This is a genomic window from Streptomyces sp. NBC_00440 (assembly GCF_036014215.1).
GTDB lineage: Bacteria > Actinomycetota > Actinomycetes > Streptomycetales > Streptomycetaceae > Streptomyces.
Genome location: NZ_CP107921.1, coordinates 2,686,302 through 2,705,112, shown reverse-complemented (window position 1 = coordinate 2,705,112; position 18,811 = coordinate 2,686,302). Strand labels below are relative to the sequence as shown.

At 66.0% G+C, this 18,811-nt stretch carries 18 protein-coding genes; 8 read left to right on the top strand and 10 right to left on the bottom strand.

Going from position 1 to position 18,811, the window contains the following annotated elements:
• Positions 1 to 15 precede the first annotated feature (15 nt).
• Positions 16 to 894, top strand: a complete 879-nt coding sequence (locus OHB13_RS12095; protein WP_328377089.1) for a geranyl diphosphate 2-C-methyltransferase — start codon at positions 16 to 18, stop codon at positions 892 to 894.
• Between the two features lie 250 nt (positions 895 to 1,144).
• Here OHB13_RS12095 and rbsD read toward each other — a convergent pair whose 3' ends face one another.
• From rbsD to OHB13_RS12070, 5 genes are all read right to left on the bottom strand, one after another.
• On the bottom strand, positions 1,145 to 1,534 hold the full coding sequence (gene rbsD, locus OHB13_RS12090; RefSeq protein WP_328377088.1) for a D-ribose pyranase: 390 nt from the start codon (positions 1,532 to 1,534) through the stop codon (positions 1,145 to 1,147).
• Positions 1,531 to 2,436: a ribokinase gene (locus OHB13_RS12085; protein ID WP_328377087.1), complete on the bottom strand. Its 906-nt coding sequence runs from the start codon at positions 2,434 to 2,436 to the stop codon at positions 1,531 to 1,533. Before OHB13_RS12085 ends, rbsD begins: the two co-directional genes overlap by 4 nt.
• Positions 2,437 to 2,511: 75 nt before the next feature.
• Positions 2,512 to 4,488: an ABC transporter permease/substrate-binding protein gene (locus OHB13_RS12080; protein ID WP_328377086.1), complete on the bottom strand. Its 1,977-nt coding sequence runs from the start codon at positions 4,486 to 4,488 to the stop codon at positions 2,512 to 2,514.
• Positions 4,478 to 6,028: a sugar ABC transporter ATP-binding protein gene (locus OHB13_RS12075; RefSeq protein WP_328377085.1), complete on the bottom strand. Its 1,551-nt coding sequence runs from the start codon at positions 6,026 to 6,028 to the stop codon at positions 4,478 to 4,480. Before OHB13_RS12075 ends, OHB13_RS12080 begins: the two co-directional genes overlap by 11 nt.
• Positions 6,025 to 7,173 (bottom strand): LacI family DNA-binding transcriptional regulator, encoded by a 1,149-nt coding sequence (locus OHB13_RS12070; RefSeq protein WP_328377084.1) that lies wholly within the window; start codon positions 7,171 to 7,173, stop codon positions 6,025 to 6,027. The genes OHB13_RS12075 and OHB13_RS12070 overlap by 4 nt, the downstream gene beginning before the upstream one ends.
• Positions 7,174 to 7,464: 291 nt before the next feature.
• Between OHB13_RS12070 and OHB13_RS12065 the strand changes: the two genes are divergently transcribed.
• From OHB13_RS12065 to OHB13_RS12055, 3 genes are all read left to right on the top strand, one after another.
• Entirely contained in the window at positions 7,465 to 9,012 is a 1,548-nt protein-coding gene (locus OHB13_RS12065; RefSeq protein ID WP_328377083.1) for a recombinase family protein, read from the top strand.
• A gap of 219 nt (positions 9,013 to 9,231) precedes the next feature.
• Positions 9,232 to 10,155 (top strand): hypothetical protein, encoded by a 924-nt coding sequence (locus tag OHB13_RS12060; protein ID WP_328377082.1) that lies wholly within the window; start codon positions 9,232 to 9,234, stop codon positions 10,153 to 10,155.
• A 33-nt stretch (positions 10,156 to 10,188) separates the two neighbouring features.
• A complete protein-coding gene (locus OHB13_RS12055; protein ID WP_328377081.1) occupies positions 10,189 to 10,941 on the top strand; it encodes a hypothetical protein in 753 nt (250 codons plus the stop codon).
• Between the two features lie 61 nt (positions 10,942 to 11,002).
• On the opposite strand, the gene OHB13_RS12050 is transcribed toward OHB13_RS12055, so the two are convergent.
• The 5 genes from OHB13_RS12050 to OHB13_RS12030 form a co-directional block, all read right to left on the bottom strand.
• A complete protein-coding gene (locus tag OHB13_RS12050) occupies positions 11,003 to 11,836 on the bottom strand; it encodes a hypothetical protein (RefSeq protein ID WP_328377080.1) in 834 nt (277 codons plus the stop codon).
• Positions 11,820 to 12,716: an aldo/keto reductase gene (locus OHB13_RS12045; protein ID WP_328377079.1), complete on the bottom strand. Its 897-nt coding sequence runs from the start codon at positions 12,714 to 12,716 to the stop codon at positions 11,820 to 11,822. The genes OHB13_RS12050 and OHB13_RS12045 overlap by 17 nt, the downstream gene beginning before the upstream one ends.
• Entirely contained in the window at positions 12,713 to 13,897 is a 1,185-nt protein-coding gene (locus OHB13_RS12040) for a JmjC domain-containing protein (RefSeq protein ID WP_328377078.1), read from the bottom strand. The genes OHB13_RS12045 and OHB13_RS12040 overlap by 4 nt, the downstream gene beginning before the upstream one ends.
• Before the next feature lie 15 nt (positions 13,898 to 13,912).
• On the bottom strand, positions 13,913 to 14,050 hold the full coding sequence (locus OHB13_RS12035; RefSeq protein ID WP_328377077.1) for a hypothetical protein: 138 nt from the start codon (positions 14,048 to 14,050) through the stop codon (positions 13,913 to 13,915).
• A 609-nt stretch (positions 14,051 to 14,659) separates the two neighbouring features.
• Entirely contained in the window at positions 14,660 to 15,082 is a 423-nt protein-coding gene (locus OHB13_RS12030; protein ID WP_328377076.1) for an ATP-binding protein, read from the bottom strand.
• A gap of 234 nt (positions 15,083 to 15,316) precedes the next feature.
• Here OHB13_RS12030 and OHB13_RS12025 point away from each other — a divergent pair, with 234 nt between their 5' ends.
• The 4 genes from OHB13_RS12025 to OHB13_RS12010 all read left to right on the top strand — a co-directional run bounded on the left by OHB13_RS12025 (position 15,317) and on the right by OHB13_RS12010 (position 18,774).
• Entirely contained in the window at positions 15,317 to 16,180 is an 864-nt protein-coding gene (locus tag OHB13_RS12025) for a helix-turn-helix domain-containing protein (protein ID WP_328377075.1), read from the top strand.
• A gap of 2 nt (positions 16,181 to 16,182) precedes the next feature.
• Complete coding sequence (locus tag OHB13_RS12020) at positions 16,183 to 16,404, top strand: DUF397 domain-containing protein (RefSeq protein ID WP_328377074.1); 222 nt, start codon at positions 16,183 to 16,185, stop codon at positions 16,402 to 16,404.
• Between the two features lie 75 nt (positions 16,405 to 16,479).
• On the top strand, positions 16,480 to 16,836 hold the full coding sequence (locus OHB13_RS12015) for a histone-like nucleoid-structuring protein Lsr2 (RefSeq protein ID WP_328377073.1): 357 nt from the start codon (positions 16,480 to 16,482) through the stop codon (positions 16,834 to 16,836).
• A gap of 1,545 nt (positions 16,837 to 18,381) precedes the next feature.
• Positions 18,382 to 18,774, top strand: coding sequence for a hypothetical protein (locus OHB13_RS12010; protein WP_328377072.1), 393 nt, complete (start codon positions 18,382 to 18,384; stop codon positions 18,772 to 18,774).
• Positions 18,775 to 18,811: the final 37 nt, after the last annotated feature.

Genomic DNA, 18,811 nt, shown 5'->3' with positions numbered 1-18,811 from the left:
GGAGCGGACTTCACCATGACCAGCACCGAGCTCACCACTGACGCCCCCGTTTACATCCCGGGCCCGGCGTCGCCGTACCAGGGTGACATCGCCCGATACTGGGACCGTGAGGCCAGGCCCGTGAACCTGCGTCTCGGCGACGTCGACGGGCTCTACCACCACCACTACGGCATCGGCGACGTCGACCACGCCGCACTCGGGGACGCTCGCGACAGCGAGTACGAGAAGAGGCTGATCGCCGAGTTGCACCGCCTGGAGTCGGCACAGGCCGAAGTCCTCCTGGACCACCTCGGCCCCATCGGGCGTGACGACATGCTCATGGACGCCGGCTGTGGCCGGGGCGGTTCGATGGTGATGGCGCACCAACGGTTCGGATGCAAGGTCGAGGGCGTCACCCTGTCGGCCAAGCAGGCCGAGTTCGGCAACCGGCGTGCGCATGAACTCGGCATCGACGACCACGTCCACGCCCGGGTGTGCAACATGCTCGACACGCCCTTCGAGACGGGGCAGGCAGCGGGCTCGTGGAACAACGAGTCGAGCATGTACGTCGACCTGGACGACCTCATGGCCGAGCACTCCCGTGTCCTCGGGGTCGGCGGCCGCTATGTGACCATCACCGGCTGCTGGAACCCGCGTTACGGCCAGCCCTCGAAGTGGGTCTCGCAGATCAACGCGCACTTCGAGTGCAACATCCACTCCCGCCGGGAGTACCTGAAGGCCATGGCCGACAACCGTCTCGTACCGCAGGCCATCGTCGACCTGACGGCGGCGACGCTGCCCTACTGGGAGCTGCGGGCCACGTCCTCGCTGGTCACCGGCATCGAGGAGGCGTTCATCAACTCGTACAAGGACGGCTCGTTCCAGTACCTCCTGATCGCGGCCGACCGCGTCTGACCGGTCCACCGCCCGGAGAGCAGCCGATCCGGACAGCCGGAAAAATAACTCCCCGCATCCGTACAACCCTTGCCCCGTAACGGAAGTCGTAGGTGGCATCAGGGCTTCAGGGGGACGGATCCGGGGGGAAACGGGAAGCTCTGGTGTCAGGGGAGGGGAATGCGGAGGGGGCCCGGTCCGGTGGACCGGGCCCCCTCCGCACGTTCTGTTCAGACCGGCACGTCCTGAACAGACCGGCACAGGCTGCTGCTCAGAAGAAGACCCCGCACCGCAGCAGCACATTCGCGTACGGGCGTGCCTCCCCCGTGCGGACCACCAGGCGGGTGCCCGCCGACAGGTCCTTGAGGTCGTCGTGCGGGACCAGCCGCAGGTCCGGGAAGCGGGCGTCCAGCAGGTCCGCCGTCGCCGGGTTCGCCTCCCGTACCTCGTGGGCGGCTGTCGCACCCTCCACGACCAGTTCCGCAAGCAGCCCGTCGAGCACCTCCGCGAACGACGGGACCCCGGCCCGGAACGCCAGATCCACCAGGCGGGGCCCGTCCGGGACCGGCATCCCCACATCGCAGATCAGCACACCGTCGCCGTGGCCCAACTCGGCCAGGGCGCCCGCGAGATGGCGGTTGAGGATTCCGGACTTCTTCATTCCGGCCGCACCTCGTCGGCGGTCGGATAGGACTCCTGCGCGCCGGGCTTGGTGACGGCGGTCGCGCCCACCCGGGCGGCGAACGCGGCGGCCTGCGCCAGGTCCTCGCCCTGTCCCAGGCGCCAGGCCAGCGCGGCCGTGAAGGCGTCGCCCGCACCGGTGGTGTCCACCGCGTCGACCTTGAGGCTCGGTACGTGCGCGCTCGTCCCCGTACGGCCGTCGGCGACCAGTGCGCCCGCCGCGCCGAGGGTGATTACCACGGAGCGCGGCCCGAGTGCGAGCAGCGCCCGCGCCCAGTCCTCGGGGGAGTCGCCCGCCGCGTCGCCCAGCACCGTCCTGGCCTCGTGCTCATTGACCACCAGCGGGTCACAGGCCGCGAGGATCTCGTCGGGCAGCGGCTGCGGCGGGGACGGGTTCAGTACGAACCGGGTCCCGTCGGGCAGTACCCGTACCAGCTCGGTGACCGTCTCCAGCGGGATCTCCAGCTGCGTCGACACCACCCTGGCCGCCTCGAACAGGCTGCCCGCCGCGCGGATGTCGGCCGGGGTGAGCCGGGCGTTGGCACCGGGGGAGACCACGATGCTGTTGTCGCCCGACGGGTCCACCGTGATCAGGGCGACACCGGTGGGCGCGCCGCCGACGAGGACGCCGACGGTGTCGACGCCCGCCGCGCGCTGGGACTCCAGCAGCAGCCGCCCGTTGGCGTCGTCCCCGACCCGGGCCAGCAGGGCGCTGCGGGCGCCGAGCCGGGCCGCGGCCACCGCCTGGTTGGCGCCCTTGCCGCCCGGGTGGATGACGAGGTCGGAGCCGAGCACGGTCTCGCCGGGCGCGGGGCGGCGTTCGACGCCGATCACCAGGTCGGCGTTGGCCGACCCTACGACCAGCAGGTCGTAGTCGTTCATATCAGTCCTGCTTTCGGAGTGGGCGGTCTTTCAGCGGCTCTCACCGGCGGCGGTGACAGGGCCGGTGGTGGCCTGTCAGGAGAAGTCGGCGGCGTTCTTCTTGGTGACGACCTTGACCGGCACCTTCACCATGCTGCCGACCTTCTTGCCGTGCGAGGCCCTGACCGCGTTCTGCACCGCGAGCTTGCCCAGCTCAGCGGGCTGCTGCGCGACCGTGGCGTACAGGGTGCCCGCCTTGACGGCCTTGAGCCCGTCGGGCGTTCCGTCGAAGCTGACCACCGGGATCGACGTGCCCGCCTTGGAGCCGAGCGCCTTGATGGCGCCGAGGCCCATCTCGTCGTTCTCGGCGAAGACCCCGGTGAGCCCGTGGTTCGCCTGGAGCAGATTGGTCATGACGTCCAGGCCCTTGGTGCGGTCGAAGTCCGCGGGCTGCCGGGCGACGATCTTGATCCCGGGGTACGCCTTCATGCCCTCTTCGAAGCCCTGGCCGCGCTCACGGCTGGCCGAGGTGCCAGCGGTGCCCTGGAGGACGACGATCCGGCCCTTGCCGCCGAGCTTGGCCGCCAGGGTCTTCGCGGCGAGCTTGCCGCCCGCGATGTTGTCGGATGCGACGAGGGTCGCCGTGTCCGCCTTGTTGACGCCGCGGTCGGCCGCGACCACCGGGATGCCCGCCTTGTCGGCCGCGCGTACGGAGGGGGCCGCTGCGTCCGAGTCCACCGGGTTGATGATCATGGCCTTGACGCCGGCACTGGTGAAGTTCTCGATCTGGTTGGCCTGCTGGGAGGCGTCGTTCTGCGCGTCGGTGACGGTCAGGTCGACGTTCTCGGCCTTGGCCTCCTGCTGGGCGCCCGCCTTCATCTGGACGAAGAACGGGTTGTTCATGGTGGAGAGGGAGAGCCCGACCTTGGTCCGGCCGCCCGACGACGAACCGGAGTTGAACCAGGTCACGGCGCCGACGACGGCCGCCACACAGACGACGGCGATGCCCGCCTGTGCCGCTTGCCTGCCCTTGCCGCCCGGGCCGCCGGCACCGGCACCCGCACCGGCCTGACCGGCACCGGAGCCCGCACCGGACCCGGCACGGCGGCGCAGCGTGTCCAGCAGGACGGCGAGCGCGATGACCACGCCGATCACGACCTGCTGCCAGAACGCCGACACCGAGAGGAGGTTGAGGCCGTTGCGGAGCACGGCCAGGATCAGCGCGCCGATCAGGGTGCCGGACGCCTTGCCGACACCGCCCGCCAGGCTGGCCCCGCCGATGACGACGGCGGCGATGGCGTCCAGCTCGTACCCGTCGGCGGCCTGCGGCTGCGCGGAGGAGAGCCGCGACGCGAGGACGATGCCCGCGGCGGCGGCGAAGAGCCCGGAGAGCGCGTAGATGGCGAGCTTCTGCCGCTTGACCCGCAGCCCGGAGAGCCTGGCGGCCTCCTCGTTGCCGCCGATGGCGTACATGGAGCGGCCGATGTACGTACGGGCCAGGATCAGCGCGGTGATCAGCCCCATCACGATCATCACGATGACCGGGACCGGCAGCCAGCCGCCGAGCGTGTCACCGAGCGAGGAGACCGAGCCGGGGAAGGCGATCGGGCTGCCCTGCGAGATGACCAGCGAGAGACCGCGGCCGATGGAGAGCATGGCCAGCGTCGCGATGAACGGCGGGAGTTTGCCGTACGAGATCAGTACGCCGTTGACCAGGCCGCAGGCGATGCCGGTGGCCACGGCGAGTATCACCGCGATCCAGACCGGTATCCCTTCGGAGGTCGCCGTCCACGCCAGCACGGTCGCGGAGAGCGCGGCGACCGAGCCGACCGAGAGGTCGATGCCCGCCGAGACGATGACGAAGGTGACACCGAACGCGAGGATCGCGGTCACGGCGGCCTGTACACCGACGTTGAGCAGGTTCTGAGTGGTCAGGAAGTCGCCGGAGAGCAGCGACATCGCCACCACCAGGACGACCAGGGCGCTGAGCGCGCCGTTGTCGAGCAGGATGCGGCGGACGACCGCAGAGGCGCCACTCGCGCCCGTATTGCTCTTGAGCGTGTCAGTGGTCACGGGAACCCTCTGCTTCCTTCACTTCGTTGTGGGAGGTTGCCGCGCTGACGGCGAGTGCCATCACCGCGTCCTGGGTCGCTTCGTGCGCGGGGAGTTCACCGGCGATCCGGCCCTGCGCCATCACCAGCACCCGGTCGCTCATACCGAGCACCTCGGGCAGATCGCTGGAGATCATCAGGACCGCGTGGCCCGATGCCGTCAGCTCGTTGATGAGCTGGTAGATCTCGACCTTGGCGCCGACGTCGATACCGCGCGTCGGCTCGTCCAGGATCAGGATCTTCGTGTCGGCGAGCAGCCACTTGCCGATGACGACCTTCTGCTGGTTGCCGCCGGAGAGCGTGCGCACATGCTGGCCGAGCCCGGCCATCCGTACGCCGAGCTGTCCGGCGACCCGGGCCGCGGCGGCCTGCTGGCCCTTGATGTCGACGAGGCCCGCGCGGGTGGCGGAGCGCAGCGTGACCAGGCCGAGGTTTTCCTCGACCGAGGCGTCGAGCAACAGGCCCTGGCCCTTGCGGTCCTCGGGGACCAGACCGATCCCGGCGCCCATCGCCGCGTTCACGTCGTGCCGGGGAAGCCGTCTGCCGATGACGTCGACGGTGCCCCTGTCGTACGGGTCGGCGCCGAAGACCGCGCGGGCGACCTCGGTCCGGCCGGCCCCGACGAGTCCGGCGATGCCGACCACCTCACCGGCCCGCACCTCGAAGCTGACGTCGTGGAAGACGCCGTCCCGGCCCAGACCGTGTACGGAGAGCAGCGGGGCCTCGGTGCCGGGGTCCGCGGCGGCCGGACGCTCCCGGGGGTACTGCTGCTCGATGCTGCGGCCCACCACCAGCCGGACCAGTTCGTCCTCGGGGGTGTCGGCGGGCACCTGGTCGATGCTGCGGCCGTCGCGGATCACCGTGACGCGGTCGCCGAGCGCGGCGATCTCTTCGAGGTGGTGGGTGATGAAGACGATGCCGACGCCGTCGTCGCGCAGCGCGCGGACGAGCCCGAACAACTTCTCCACCTCGCCGGATGTGAGCACCGCGGTGGGTTCGTCCATGATCAGGACGCGGGCCTCCAGGCTCAGCGCCTTCGCGATCTCCACCATCTGGAGCCGGGCGATGCCCAGTTCGCGGACCTTGGTGCGGGGCGCGATGTCGAGGCCGACCCGGGCCAGCAGCCCGGCGGCGTCCTGCTCCATCCGGGCCCGGTCGATCATCCCGAAGCGGCGCGGCTGGCGGCCGAGGAAGATGTTCTCGGCGACCGTCAGATCGGGGACCAGGTTGAACTCCTGGTAGATCGTGGCGATCCCGAGCCGCTCGGCGTCCTGCGCGCCGTGGATCCGGACCTCGCGGCCCTCGGCGAAGATCTTGCCGCTGTCGGGTCGGTAGGCGCCGGAGAGCATCTTGATGAGGGTGCTCTTGCCCGCGCCGTTCTCGCCGAGGAGGACATGGACCTCGCCACGGCGCAGGTCGAAGTCGACGCTGTCGAGCGCGACCACTCCGGGGAAGGTCTTGCGTATGCCTTCGATACGCAGCAACTCGTCGGGGACGCTCACCGGTTGCTCCTGTTCGGCGTGGGGGCGGGGGACGGGGGTGCGGGGGGTGTCGTGGAGCCGGGTGCCGCGGCGGGGGGCATGGTCACGGGCGTCGCACGGACGCCGGTCGTGGGCGCGGGAGTTGCGCCGGCGGGGGCCGTGGTCACGGGGGCCGGCGGCTCGCCGCACGAGCGGCGGACCACCAGCCGGGCGGGGAGGATCGCGGAGTGCGGCTCGCGGCCATCGAGACGGTCGATCAGCGCGCGTACGGCGGCCCGGCCGAGTTCGCCGGTCGGCTGGGCGATGGCGGTGATCGGCGGGTCGGTGTGCACGAACCACGGGATGTCGTCGAAGGCGGCCAGCGCGATGTCCTGCGGGATGCGCAGACCGTGGGCGCGGATCGCGTCCATCGCGCCCAGCGCCATCAGGTTGTCGGCGGCGAAGATCACGTCGGGGGGCTCGGCGAGTGCCAGCAGCCGGGTCGCCTCGCGGTGCCCGCTGCCCGCCTGGAAGTCGCCGTGCCCGATCCGGGCGTCGGGCAGCGGCAGTCCGTGCTCGCGCAGCGCCTCCCGGAAGGCGTCCACCCGCTCGCTGCCGGTGGTGGTCGTGGCCGGGCCCGCGATGATGGCGAGTCTGCGGTGGCCCAGCGCGTACAGGTGGGCGACCAGGTCGCGGACGGCTTCGCGCCCGTCCGCCCGTACGACGGGGACGTCCACGCCCGGGATCCAGCGGTCCACGAAGACCATCGGCACGCCTGCCCTGACCGCGTCGAGCATCAGCGGTGAGCCGCCGTCGGTGGGGCTGACCAGCAGACCGTCGATCCGGCGGTCGACGAGGGTGCGGATGTGGTGGTCCTGGAGGGCGGGCTGCTCGTCGGCGTTGCCGATGATCACGCTGTAGCCGTGCGCCCGCGCCTCGTCCTCGACGGAGCGGGCCAGCTCGGTGAAGTACGGGTTCAGCACATCGCTGATGACCAGGCCGAGAGTGCGGGTCTGCTGGGTGCGCAGCGACCTGGCGACCGCGTTCGGCCGGTAACCGAGGGCCTCCACGGCGGCCATCACCCGGGTGCGGGTGTCGGGCCTGACCGACGGATGACCGTTGAGTACCCGGGACACCGTGGCGACGGAGACCTCCGCGCCGGCTGCGACGTCCTTGATGCTCGCCATCGCTGGACCACCTCCTTGTGGGCCGCATGGAATCGATTACACGGGAGATTGGAATCGATTACATGGGTGGCGGTCAAGAGGAGTCCGGCATTCCGTAATCCGATCGTGACGGTGCGGCCGGGGCGCCCGGACGGTCACGCCCACCGGCCGGTGCCGCTTCCCCGTACCGGGCTGTCGGACCCCGGCGGTAACGTCGCACCATGTCCAACATGGCAGTGCTGGAAGGGGTCCTGGAGCGGATCCCAGTGCTTTGACAAACGCATAAGTGCAGGTCAAAGTAAGGAAGTGACCGTGAGACGTGTGCTACTGGCTGAACGGATCTCCTACAGCCGGGACGAGAAGAGTGAGTCGATCGAGGCTCAAGACGCCAGACTGAAGACGCGGGCCGCCGAAGAGGCGGCCCGCGTTGTTGGCATCACGGCGGACGTGTCCGTGTCCGGCGATGTGGACATGTTCGACAGGCCAGCTCTCGGTGAGTGGCTGGCCGTAGACAGGCGTGAAGAGTGGGATGAGCTGTGGGTTACGAATCAGGACAGGCTCAGCCGCAGTGAGCCGCACTTCATGTCATTTGTGTTCAAAATGCTCGAATGGGGCAAGGAGATACATGTCCTAGATGACCCCTCGTTCACGGAGCAGATGAAGACCCCTGAAGGTCGCGCGATTCTGCACGTGAAGAGTCTCGGTCCGCATAAGGAGCTGGAGCGCATCAAGCAGCGCATCCAGGACTCACACGACCGCCGGCGCTTCACGAACCGCTGGCCGGGAGGCATTGCCCCGTTCGGGTACCGCATTGTTCACCGCTACGTGGACGGTAAACAAGTCGCCTTCATCGAGCTGGACGAAGAGATGGTGGTCTGGCTTCATCGGATGCGTGAGTGGGCCGTAGCCAACGAACCTCACTCGGGCATTGAGGCCAAGCTCAATGGCGGTGACGTTCTTACCGCACGGGACCGTGCGCGGGTCGCCCGCGGTAAGGCGACCAAGAGCAAGTCGGCGCTGCGGAAGAGCCAGGAGGGGAGCCGGGAGCTGTGGTCGAACGGCTCGGTAAAGGCGCTGCTGACGAACCAGGCGCTACTTGGCTATAAGAAGTACCGAGGCAAGGTGCTCAGGGATGACAACGGCGACCCCGTCCGGATCGCCGATCCCGTGTTCACGACGGAGGAGTGGGAGACGCTTCAGGCGGCGGTAAGGGCGCGCAGCGTGACCACGGCTCGCCGCGTGAACATGACGAGCCCTGCATACGGAGTCGCGATCTGTTCGGGGTGCGGTAGTAACGGCAACCACAAGGTCTCGCGAGGCCACGCTAACGGCCTGGAGTACCGGTATTACGTGTGCGGTAACTGGCCCAACGCCAAGCGATGTAAGGGCATCAGCTGTCGGGCCGAGATCGTGGAAGAGATGATGGAAGTGCTGTTCCTTCAGCTTCACGGCCACGAGCGCGTGACCAAGCGCGTGTGGGTTGCTGGCTCCGACAGCGCTCGGGAGCTGGATCAGGTGGAGGCCAAGATCCGGCGCCTGATGCGTCAGGACGAGGAAGGTGACTGGGAAGACGACCGCGCTGAGTACCGGCAGCGGATGAACCGTCTCAAGGGGCGCCGGACCGAACTGAAGGCCATGCCCGTGATCAAGTCTGGGTGGGTTGAGATCGATCAAGGCATGACCTATGCAGAGCTGTGGGCCACGCTGGACCTCGAAGGCCAACGGAAGCGACTCCTGGAGTCCAACTTCCGGATGATGATCGGCAAGGGCACCGCTTGGCCGGAGAAGGTGGCCATGGAGAGTCCGTTGATCATCGAGGGTGAAGTTGTGAAGTCGGTCCAGGTCTCCGCCGTCGGGTGACCACCCAGGCCGGGAAAAGGAGGGCCCCCAGCGGGGGCCCTCCTGCTCGTAGCGCCAGCGCGAGGTTCTGCCCCCCTGCTCCATGGGGCTGTGTTCAAGAGGCTTGACCGGACATAGAGCGATCATGCTACGGTCGTCACGGATTCAAGTTCTGATCACGTAATGACCCCCGCGAGGCTGCAACCTCCGGGGGCCCGACACCGAAGAGGTTGATCTTCGATGCGCATCAAGCGTACCCAACAACGGTCCGGGTTCACCATCGTCCCGAACGCCATCCTCCAGCACCGCAAGCTCAGCCTCACGGCTCGCGGTCTCCTGAGCCTGCTCATCTCACAGCCCGAGTACACAGCCGCCACGGTCAGAGAGCTGACCGAGGACGTAGCCGAGGGCCAGAAGCGCGTCACCAACGCCATGAAGGAGCTCCAGGCGGGTGGCTACGTCATATGCACCCGCGTGCAGAACGAGCGTGGCCACTGGGCGACACACGTTGAGGTCTTCGACCTGCCCCAGTCGGAATCGAAGCCGGAGCCCGAAACTCCGAAGCCCGGCCACCCGAAGCCTCGGGTCTCCGGGATCAACCCCTTCGGGGAAAGAACCCAGGGAAAGAACCCCCCTACCCCTCGAACGCCTTCGGTTGCAGACGAAGGTAGGCGCGAGGACAGGGGGGAGGATGCTCCGCAGTCACACGACATTGGCCGCGCTGCGGCTCTCCTCGGGCGCTTGGGCGCCGCTGTGCCCCCGCTGACCCTCTCGACCAGTGACGTCATGAAGCTCGCTCCAGTGGCCGCCGAGTGGCTAGCCCGTGGAGTGTCGGAACTCCAGCTTCGCAACGAGCTGATCGAAGGTCTTCCGGCCACTGTGAAGAGCCCTCGGGCTCTTCTGGCCGACAGGCTCAACCGGAAGATGCCGCCCGTACCGGTCGTGGTCGAAAAGCTCGTGGAGTGCCCCCGGTGTGGCGGCTACATGCCACGTGGCCAGAAGGCCGGCATCTGTGGCCGGTGTGCCGGCGTCCAGCCGACCACCAGTGAACCCACTCTCATTGGCCAGTCCGCTGAGGCTGCCTTCCTGGTGGACGCTATCCGCCAGCGCCGCTCTTCCGGGGCCATCAAGGGCTCCTCCCGGCGCGCGTTCGCCACCGTCTGACAAACCCCAACTGCTCAAACGAAGGGGACAGTTGTGTCCACTGTCAGTATCGACCTGCCTCCGTACGCGAAGGTCGTGTTCAAATACGGCCGCCCTGTGGTCCTTCTGACCGCACTCCTCATGTCCATCCCCGGAGAAGTCCACCTGGCCAAAGTGGCCGGATGGGACTCCGTGAACCTGCTTGGCCTCTGGACGTTCAATGTGGCCTGGCTCATGCCAGTCTGTGTATCCGTCTATGCGGCCTGCTCTGCGGTCATCGCGGATGTGGCCAAGCGTCTCTGCCTGCCTAATCAGAGGTCCGCTGTGGCGGGTGCCGTGGCCGCTCTGCTTCTGGCCCTGACGGCTCAGGATGTGTCCCACCTGATCCAGCAGGACTACATGAACACGTCCTGGCTCCTGGTCGGCGCCGTGTCGGCCATTCCGCCGCTGGTCGCCTTCCACATGCTTCACATGGCCGCGGCTCCCGAGTCCACCGCATCTGAGGTCGAAATCGAGGAGCTGGAGGACACATTCGAAGATGATGACGACGCGGCCGAGACACCTTGCCGGAAGGGCAAGCCTGGCCGCCCCGGTCTGTCCGAGGACGAAGTCAATAAGGCCATTGCCAACCTGGAAGCGGCCGGGAGGGACGTGACCCCCGAGACCCTGGGGGAGGTTCTTGGCCGGGCTCCCCGTACGGCCCGCCGCTACATGGCCCAGATGAAGAGGGCCGAACTGAAGGCTGTGAAGGTGGCCGAGCATGAGGCAGAGCAGTCAGCGGGGGAGATGCTTCCCCTGACGATCTGACCAGCGAATGACAGAGGCCCGGACAGGAGAAGTGTCCGGGCCTCTAATTCATTCATTCACGTCACAGCAGCCTGGCTACCAGGTTGCGGATGGGAGGTTCGAGCAGCAGATTGTTCCCGCGCTCGAATCCCTGGATGAACTCACTGGCCGCGTAGAGCTGGGCGAAGCGGCCTGACGGTGAGGACAGCAGTTCGCCGAAACGATCCCGGACCTGACGCGCCACATCCGGGGCTGCAAGGCTGGACACGTACAGGACGGCAGCGTCGTAGCCCTCCGGAGCCTGCCCCCACCGTTCCCAGTCGATGATTTCCAGAGTGGGGCCGGACAGGTTGGACCATTGAATGTCCCCGTGTGCAGTGGTCCAGTTCGGTGGCTCCGCGGGGGCATCGTCGCCGAGGAAGCGTGGCATGGCCCAAGTCAGCCGTTCTGCGCGGACCGTGACGCGCGACGTCGAGACGCGGGAGATGGCGGTCAGGGCATCTGATAGTCGGTCCCACCAGTCGGCCGTGGGCCGCAGTCCCTCGGGCGGAAGTGCGGTTTTTGAAAGTGGACGACCGCGCAGGTGGGCATGAAGATCTGCGTAGTAGGAGAACTCTGCAAGGTCCCATCGACGCGCCCCCGCGAACCGAGGCCGCGGCACCTTGCGGGGGATGTGCAACGCGGCGGCCTCGGGGCCGTCCCAGGCCGACGAGGGGCCCTTGCCGCGAGGCATCTCGGCAACTCGAAGCCAGTACTGGCGGCCCTCGAACATGACCGGGGCGGACAACGATCGCCCGCCCCAGCCCCACGTTTCTGTGCCGCCCACTTCCCGCTTGCACCCGAAGGTGTCAGCGGCGTGATCGAGTTGCGCGCACATGCGCGCAACGATCTTGCTGTCATCAGGGAGCGAAGGCACTCGCGATTTCCTTCATGTGCTTGTCGGGGAGTGGTACCTCGATGGCTTCCGCGGCTTCCGCCCAGTGTTGCGCAGAGGAGGCGGAGAGGAGCAGACGCTTCACACCTTGCACCGACGCGGGAAAGCCGAGGGCTACGCGTAGCGGGCCTGACCCCGGAGCCAGCTCTTCAGCAACGGGCTCGGGGATCATTCCCAGGAGTTCGCCTCCGTGCAGGGGTGCGGAGGCGAAGATGTCGATGCCGTGAACTTGAGCACTGGGCAGTGCGCCGTACCCGTTCATGGCGTCTGCCAGAGGGCCGATCTGGATGATGGAAAGTGGCAGTTGGATCCCCCTGAGTCGGGATTTGCCTCGTCCCGCTTGCCAGGCAATCTCGGCGACGCGGTTGATCGAGGTGAGACCTTCGTGCACCGCTCCCCAGGTGGCGACGCCGTAGCCCTTGGTGAGGCCACGGTCTACGCACTTCTCCAGCGCGACGAAAGCCTCATACAGCCGTGGTTCCAACTCGCGGCGGGTGTGGAGTCCGCGCTCCGGGTTGTGCACGAAGGTGATGTCAGGGACGCGTCCCAGCGCGGCGCGGCTCTGCTGAGCCTGCCAGAGAACAGCGCGCGGGCTGAGGCAGTGGCCGGCCTCCGCTTCCTCCTTGGTCAGGACGCCGGCCGCGAGAGCCCGCCGCGCCTGTTCGGGGGTGAAGAAGCCCACCTTCGTGGAGACGGGGACCAGCGGATAGGCGGCGAGAACGGGCTTGAGCTGTTGCTCCGCCTGCCCGTGCAGGTAGTTGGGGGCCGTGTCGATCCAGTCGGCTCCGTGGGCCACTGCGGCCTTCGCCGCTTCGGGAAGGCTGCGCAGTCGGTAGGTTCCGAGGCCGAGACTTGCGGTCATCGGGCACCATCTACTGTGACGATCTGCACCTTTACCAGCTCCCACGCCACCCCGGCGACCTGTTCAACTGTGAGTTCGGCGGCAGAGGCGAGATCCCCGAGCCGGTGAGGCTGCCGGTCGGCCAGGGCCAGCAGCAGGGGGTGAGCGGCCCCGGCAAGAGTCAGCGTCTCCCCACCTGCCGTGAGAACTGCGTTCCCTTCGGCAGTGAGCCGTAGGTCGTGGCGTGTGGTGAGGAGGCGGGCCACCAGGTCCGGGTCGGCTGGTAGGCCGGAGACATACGGGAGACTCGGGCGGAACCTCACCCGCTCGTCCGCATCCTTGAGCGTGAAGTACCGGCCGATCACTTCCGGATCGCTCAGCTCGGCGACGAGAAGGTCCCGCAGTGCCGACGCGGTCTCGGATCGCTCCTTGTCGGTACCGAAGCGTGGCAGGTCCGCCCTCACGATCTCGTGCTCACGCAGGATCTCCGATAGCCACACGATGAGGTCGGCACCTGTAGCCACGCTCAGCCCACACGTCAGGTGAAGGGACCGCTCGCCCTCGGACGCGGAGACGGCGTGCCACCAGCCGCGCGGGAGATAGAGCACGTCGCCGGGGGTGAGAACGAACTCCGCTACGGGCTCCTCGGGCGGTTGTTCAGGCTCTGCCATGTCCAAATGCATGGGCGCCGACCTGGTGGGGCCGTAGAGCTTCCAGCGCTTCGAGCCGTCGACCTGCACCACGACCACATCGTGGTCGTCCCAATGCACTCCGAAGCCCTCGCGGCCCGTCCAGGACGCGTACAAGTTGACCTGGACCTTGGATCGGAACGCGGTCTCCAGCTCGGAGGCGAGGGTTTCGACACCGGGGAACAACTCATCGACAGCGTCAACGACCAGCGTGGCCCCGTTGGCTAGCTGCTCGTGCAGCGCGGCCGGGTGGGTCCGATGGAAGACCGTACGACGCTTGGCCACCTCGGGAACCGTGTAGGCGTCGAGCGGGAGGGCCACCCCCTCGGCCGAGAGCCTCAACCGGGGTGGTTCCATGCGGTGCCGGGCTAAGACCTCGTTGATATCGGCCCAAGTAATGATGTCGGCGACAGACGCGGCATCGCCGCGAGACAGGCGGTAGCTGCGGCCGAACGCCTCGGCGAGGAAGTCCTCACCGAGGCGCGCGACGACCGCAGAATCAAGCGCGGTCATGTGTGGTCCGTTCCGTTAGTCGTTGCCGTCGGACTTGCCGGCGGTGTTGTCGGACGGGACGAACATCCGGGCCCGCGCCGCGGTGACCTGCTCGCGGGAGATCAGCAGATCGCTGCTCTCGGGCGTGGGCTGGGCTGAGGTTGCCTGTTCCATTGGAACGTCCTCTCTCTCCGGTCGGCTCAGGGAGATTCCCTGAGCCGTCGTACACCCGCCCGACTGCCGCTGATGAGGCAATTGGGCGGGAGCTTGGAACCGCTCTGGTCACGGGGCGGGGGAGCCCGGTGTCGTCCCCGACCACCAGGTGGGCCGAGGGTGAAAGACAGCACGTGACCAGAGCGGGGCATTAGGCGACCGCGCAGTGAACAGGTCTTGGGTCGCGTAACTCCGTCCCGAAGGCCACTGAAGCTGGCCTGGCAGAGAGGGAGTAGTAGGCAGATTGGTCGTAAACGGTGAGTGAGTACGGCTGTCCTCTGTTGAGTACACGCATCACCGCATCGTGCTCCCAGGCATCGGCAACCCAGACCCGCAGAGCCTCCGCAGGGTCAGGGGCGTGGAAGGACGTGTCCACCTGGTGCAGCGGAGCGTTGGCGACCCACCAGTCAGACGGGTCAGGATCAAGGGCTCGAACTACCCGTTGGGCCTGTCCTCTCATCCACCGAAGCGCAAGGCGTCGGTTTCTCACCGGAGAGCAGCCAAGGACGATCGCTGCGGAATGGTCGGCGGGGCCGGCCGATAACTGGCACCAGTACGATTCGCGGCCCATCAGGCGTCACCACTGACGTGGAGTTCAGCCCATACAACTTTCCCCCACCGCCGAACATCTGTGTCCCAGCGGTCAGCCAGCTCGTCAATCAGCATCAGGCCGCGGCCAGTCACGGACTCCTCACCGGCTTCCTGCACCTTCGGCAGAGCTAATGACCGGTCTGAGACGGACAGACGTACACGTCCGGGGCTCAGCAAGACGACACTGGCCCGCAGGAGGCGGCATCTGCTGTGCTGCACGGCATTGCCCACCAGCTCAGAAGCAATCAACACTCCGTCGTCAACGAGTACATCGAGCTTCCAGGTATATAAGGCCGCGCGGACCAAGCTGCGGGCACGACTGGCGGTCTCCGGCTCGCAGGGCCAGGTCTCGCTATAGCCGGGGGCACCAATGGCATTGGGCCGGGTCGCAGTCGTAGGCACGGGTCATCCCTCCGAGAAGGCTTGAGTGGGCTGCCCCTGAAGGGGGGACAGGGCACAGCCCACTCCTGAGAGCAACTACCGTCTGTCGCCACACGGTTGCTCTGCCATGTGCAACGATGGCCTATGAGAAACGTTGCTAGCAACCCCGAATCACAGAAACGTTGCTCGAATCAGAAGTTGGCATATGACCCCTCAGCGGCCCGCGATACGCTGCGGGCCCGAGGGAGGTTGGTCATGGCGGAAGCGCGACCTAACGTGCACAGGCGTCGACTCGGATCGGCGCTGCGGTCCATCCGCATAGCCGCGGGCTTCAGCATGGAGGACGCCGCAGAACACCTTGGGCTGTCCGGCAAGCCAGCCCTAAGCAAGATCGAAAATGGCAAACAGCGAGTGTCGGGCCTCGGCCTGACCGCCTTCTTCCAGGTCTACGGCGTGGAGCCGGAAGACACCAGGACTCGGATCAAAGCTATGGCCGCCCTGGCTGCTTCGGGCAAGCGGACCAACCTGCTCGACGAGTACAAAGAGGCGATCCAAACTCATGGGTTCGAGGACTACCTCCACCTTGAAGGGATGGCATCCAAGTCTGAGTCATTTCTCCAAGTCGTTCCGGGGCTGCTCCAGACGAGGGAGTACGCAGTCTCGATCGTTGAGCGCAGTCAGGTGTGGTCCTCGAAGCGAGAGGTCAACCGGTTCGTAGACTTGCGATTGGCTCGGCAGGATGCCCTGACCCGTGACCAGCCGCTCAACCTGTGGTGCATTCTGGACGAGGCGGCGCTGCGTCGCGTCGTGGGTAGCCCCGAGGTCATGAAGGGCCAGCTTGAATGGCTACTCAAAGTGACAGACGAGTACAGTCATGTAGCTATACAGGTCCTCCCCTTCGATGCAGGCGCTCACGCAGGGATCGACGGGCCGTTCCAGCTCCTACACTTCCAGGTGGGGCCGCCGGTTGCTCTCGTTGAGACGAAGACAACCTCCGTGTACCTGGAGGAAGATGGAGACGTGGACCGGTACGGGACTGCCCTCGATACTCTCCGTACACAAGCCCTCGACGCCCAAGCGACCCGTCGCTTCATCCATGAACTGATCAAGGACTGCTAGACATGAACAAGAAGGTCGACCTGGCCAACGCCGTCTGGGCCAAGAGCGAAATGTCCAATGGTGGCAACAACTGCCTGGAGGTCGCGTTCGTGGACGGAGTCGTGGCACTGCGCGACTCCGTGGACGTGGGGGATCCGGACGCCCAGGTTCTGATCGTCTCCCGCGAGGATTACAACCTGTTCACCAAGAGCGTCAGGGCAGGGCAGTCCAACCTCCTGCCTTGATCACGCTCCCGAGGTAAACGCCGGCCCCCGCTCCCTGAGTGGGGGCTTAGGTTTTGCTCGGCCTAGAATACGACCATGGCTCAAAGAGTAATTCGCACCCTAGTTGATGACGTTACTGGCGAGGAGTCGGAGGAGATCGGCACGCACACCATCCTCATCGATGGTGCGGGAGTTGAGATTGACCTCACTCCGGGCAGCCACGACCAGCTCATGGACGCTCTCCGTCCGTTCCTCCACGCCGATGGTGCTCGACGGGTCCGCGGTGGCTCCGCTACCCCGGCGGGCAAGGGCAAAAGCCGTCCCATTGCTACAGGCGCCAGGCGGGATGCTGCTCAGATCCGTGAATGGGCTAAGGAGAATGGCTTCGAGGTGAACGACCGGGGCCGCGTACCGGCACCAGTTCGCGAAGCGTATGACAAGGCACGTGGTTAAAGGATCAGATTGCACCATCAGGGCCCCCTCTCTCGGGAGGGGGCCCTCCTGTTTCCCTGAGATTAGCGATCAGGTGGGGGCATAAACCCCCACCATAAAAGATGTCGGTGTCAATCTCCCGATCTTGATACACGAACCCCTTCAAGTGAGATCCACTTCACTCCCTGAGGGGGTTAATTCATTCCTTCCGGGCCCGCGCGTAGGGGTACGCATGACCCAAGGGGTTCACTGGCGGGTGCAGACTGGGTTCGGAGGGTAATCAAATGGGCGTAGTGGCACTTTTTAAACCCGTACACGATGGCAGGAAGGTACCCCCGGTGGGTCCAGTTCAATTGAATTAAAGTATTACCCCCATATGCATGCACGTTATCGTGTTGAGATACGCATTCGAAATGGGGAATAGTTTCTCTGCTTACGTGAAATTGAATACGTGAATACATCCATGCGCAGTAATGCAGCTGTCACTCTCTGAATTCATTCCCCCCGTCACGGTGTGCAAGAAAAGGCGCCCCTGCGGTCACTCACAGTTTTAACCATGTGACCTGGGTCACGCCCATATTGGGGCATAATAGGTCATCAAAAAAGGGCATTACGGGCATAATGGTATGCAGCAAAACTTGAATCCGTGACGCACTGGTATTGTTTGTCTTGTCGGAAAGGGAAAGGCACAAACTCCCCCCAGGGCCACCCGCTAAGCGGGGTAAGGCGCGGAGGTAGAGGCCAGACCTACCGAATGTGAAACAAAGCGGGCCTATGTGGCTCTAATAGGCATGCCCTCATGTCAATGTGAATCAGGGCTATGCGTGACCCTACGCGGGACACACCCCTTATAGGGGTAGTGCCGTAAGCCGGGCTCGGTATAGGTATTCCGCCTATATGATCGGTGCCCATTTGATAACTGAACAGTGTGTTTTGTGTTCCGCTAGAAAGCGGAGGAGATAGCAGCTAGCGCGCGTGGATTGCGCGTGAAAGCGTTCTATGGTGCATCCGGCCTTGAGTCGTAGCCTAAGGGTGTTGCTGTGAGGTACATACGTCGGCCGTAGAAAGCCGGGCGGAACACATGATGCACTGTCTATAAAGGCCCGTTTAAGCGTCGCGTACTACTAAGCGATGCGTACGCGCGGGCAAGCTTGTTCAGTAGCGCCACGGTCGGTAGGCCGTGGCGGTGCTGAATTAATTCCTACCCATTGCAGTGTGGGCACTCACTGTAGGGCGACGGTTGGTCAAACGGCCGTCGCTCACTGCCCAAGGTTCAACACTCCGTACCGCAAAGGAGAAATCATGTCCGGTGAATGGAAGCTCAAGCCGCTGCCCGTCATGGGTAAGCACGCACGGAAGCGAGCTGCTGTAAGTCAGGCACCTAAGCGTGAGGCCCGCCCGTACCCGTCCGCTCCGGTGACTGCGCGCCCCGGTAGCCGCATCGCGGCAACGTCCCTTCGAGGGTACGTGGAGCACATCCCACATCTGCCCTATCGACGCATCGGCGCTGAGCGGGAAGTGGGCCGACGCCTGAGTAAGGCGGAGCAGGCGAACCACCTGCCGTTCGTGCCTGAATTCCAGGCGGAGGGGCAGCCGTTCCCGCGCATCTCGCGGGACCAGGACGGGAACGTGATGCCACGCGTCCGCACGGACAACGGCATGACCAAGCAGCTCCAGGGGCGCGGTATCGGTCGCAGAGCGGACGGCAAGGCCACATGGACCAAGCGCCAGTTGACCGAGCGTGAGGCGGAGACGAAGCGTGAGTTCGACGCGAGGGTGGAGGTCGTACGTCTGCGTGACATCGCGGAGACGCAAGAGCGCCTGCGTGAGGAAGCGAAGCGTGGACTGCGGTACTTCATCGGAGTCGAGCGCGAGGCCCTGGCGAGAGGCGATGCGGACGTGGCCGAGCATGCTCGGGAGAGCATCCGGCAGTACCGCAAGGCCGCGCGCTACAGATAGCCATGCCAAAAAACTTGAATCCGTGATACATCTTGAA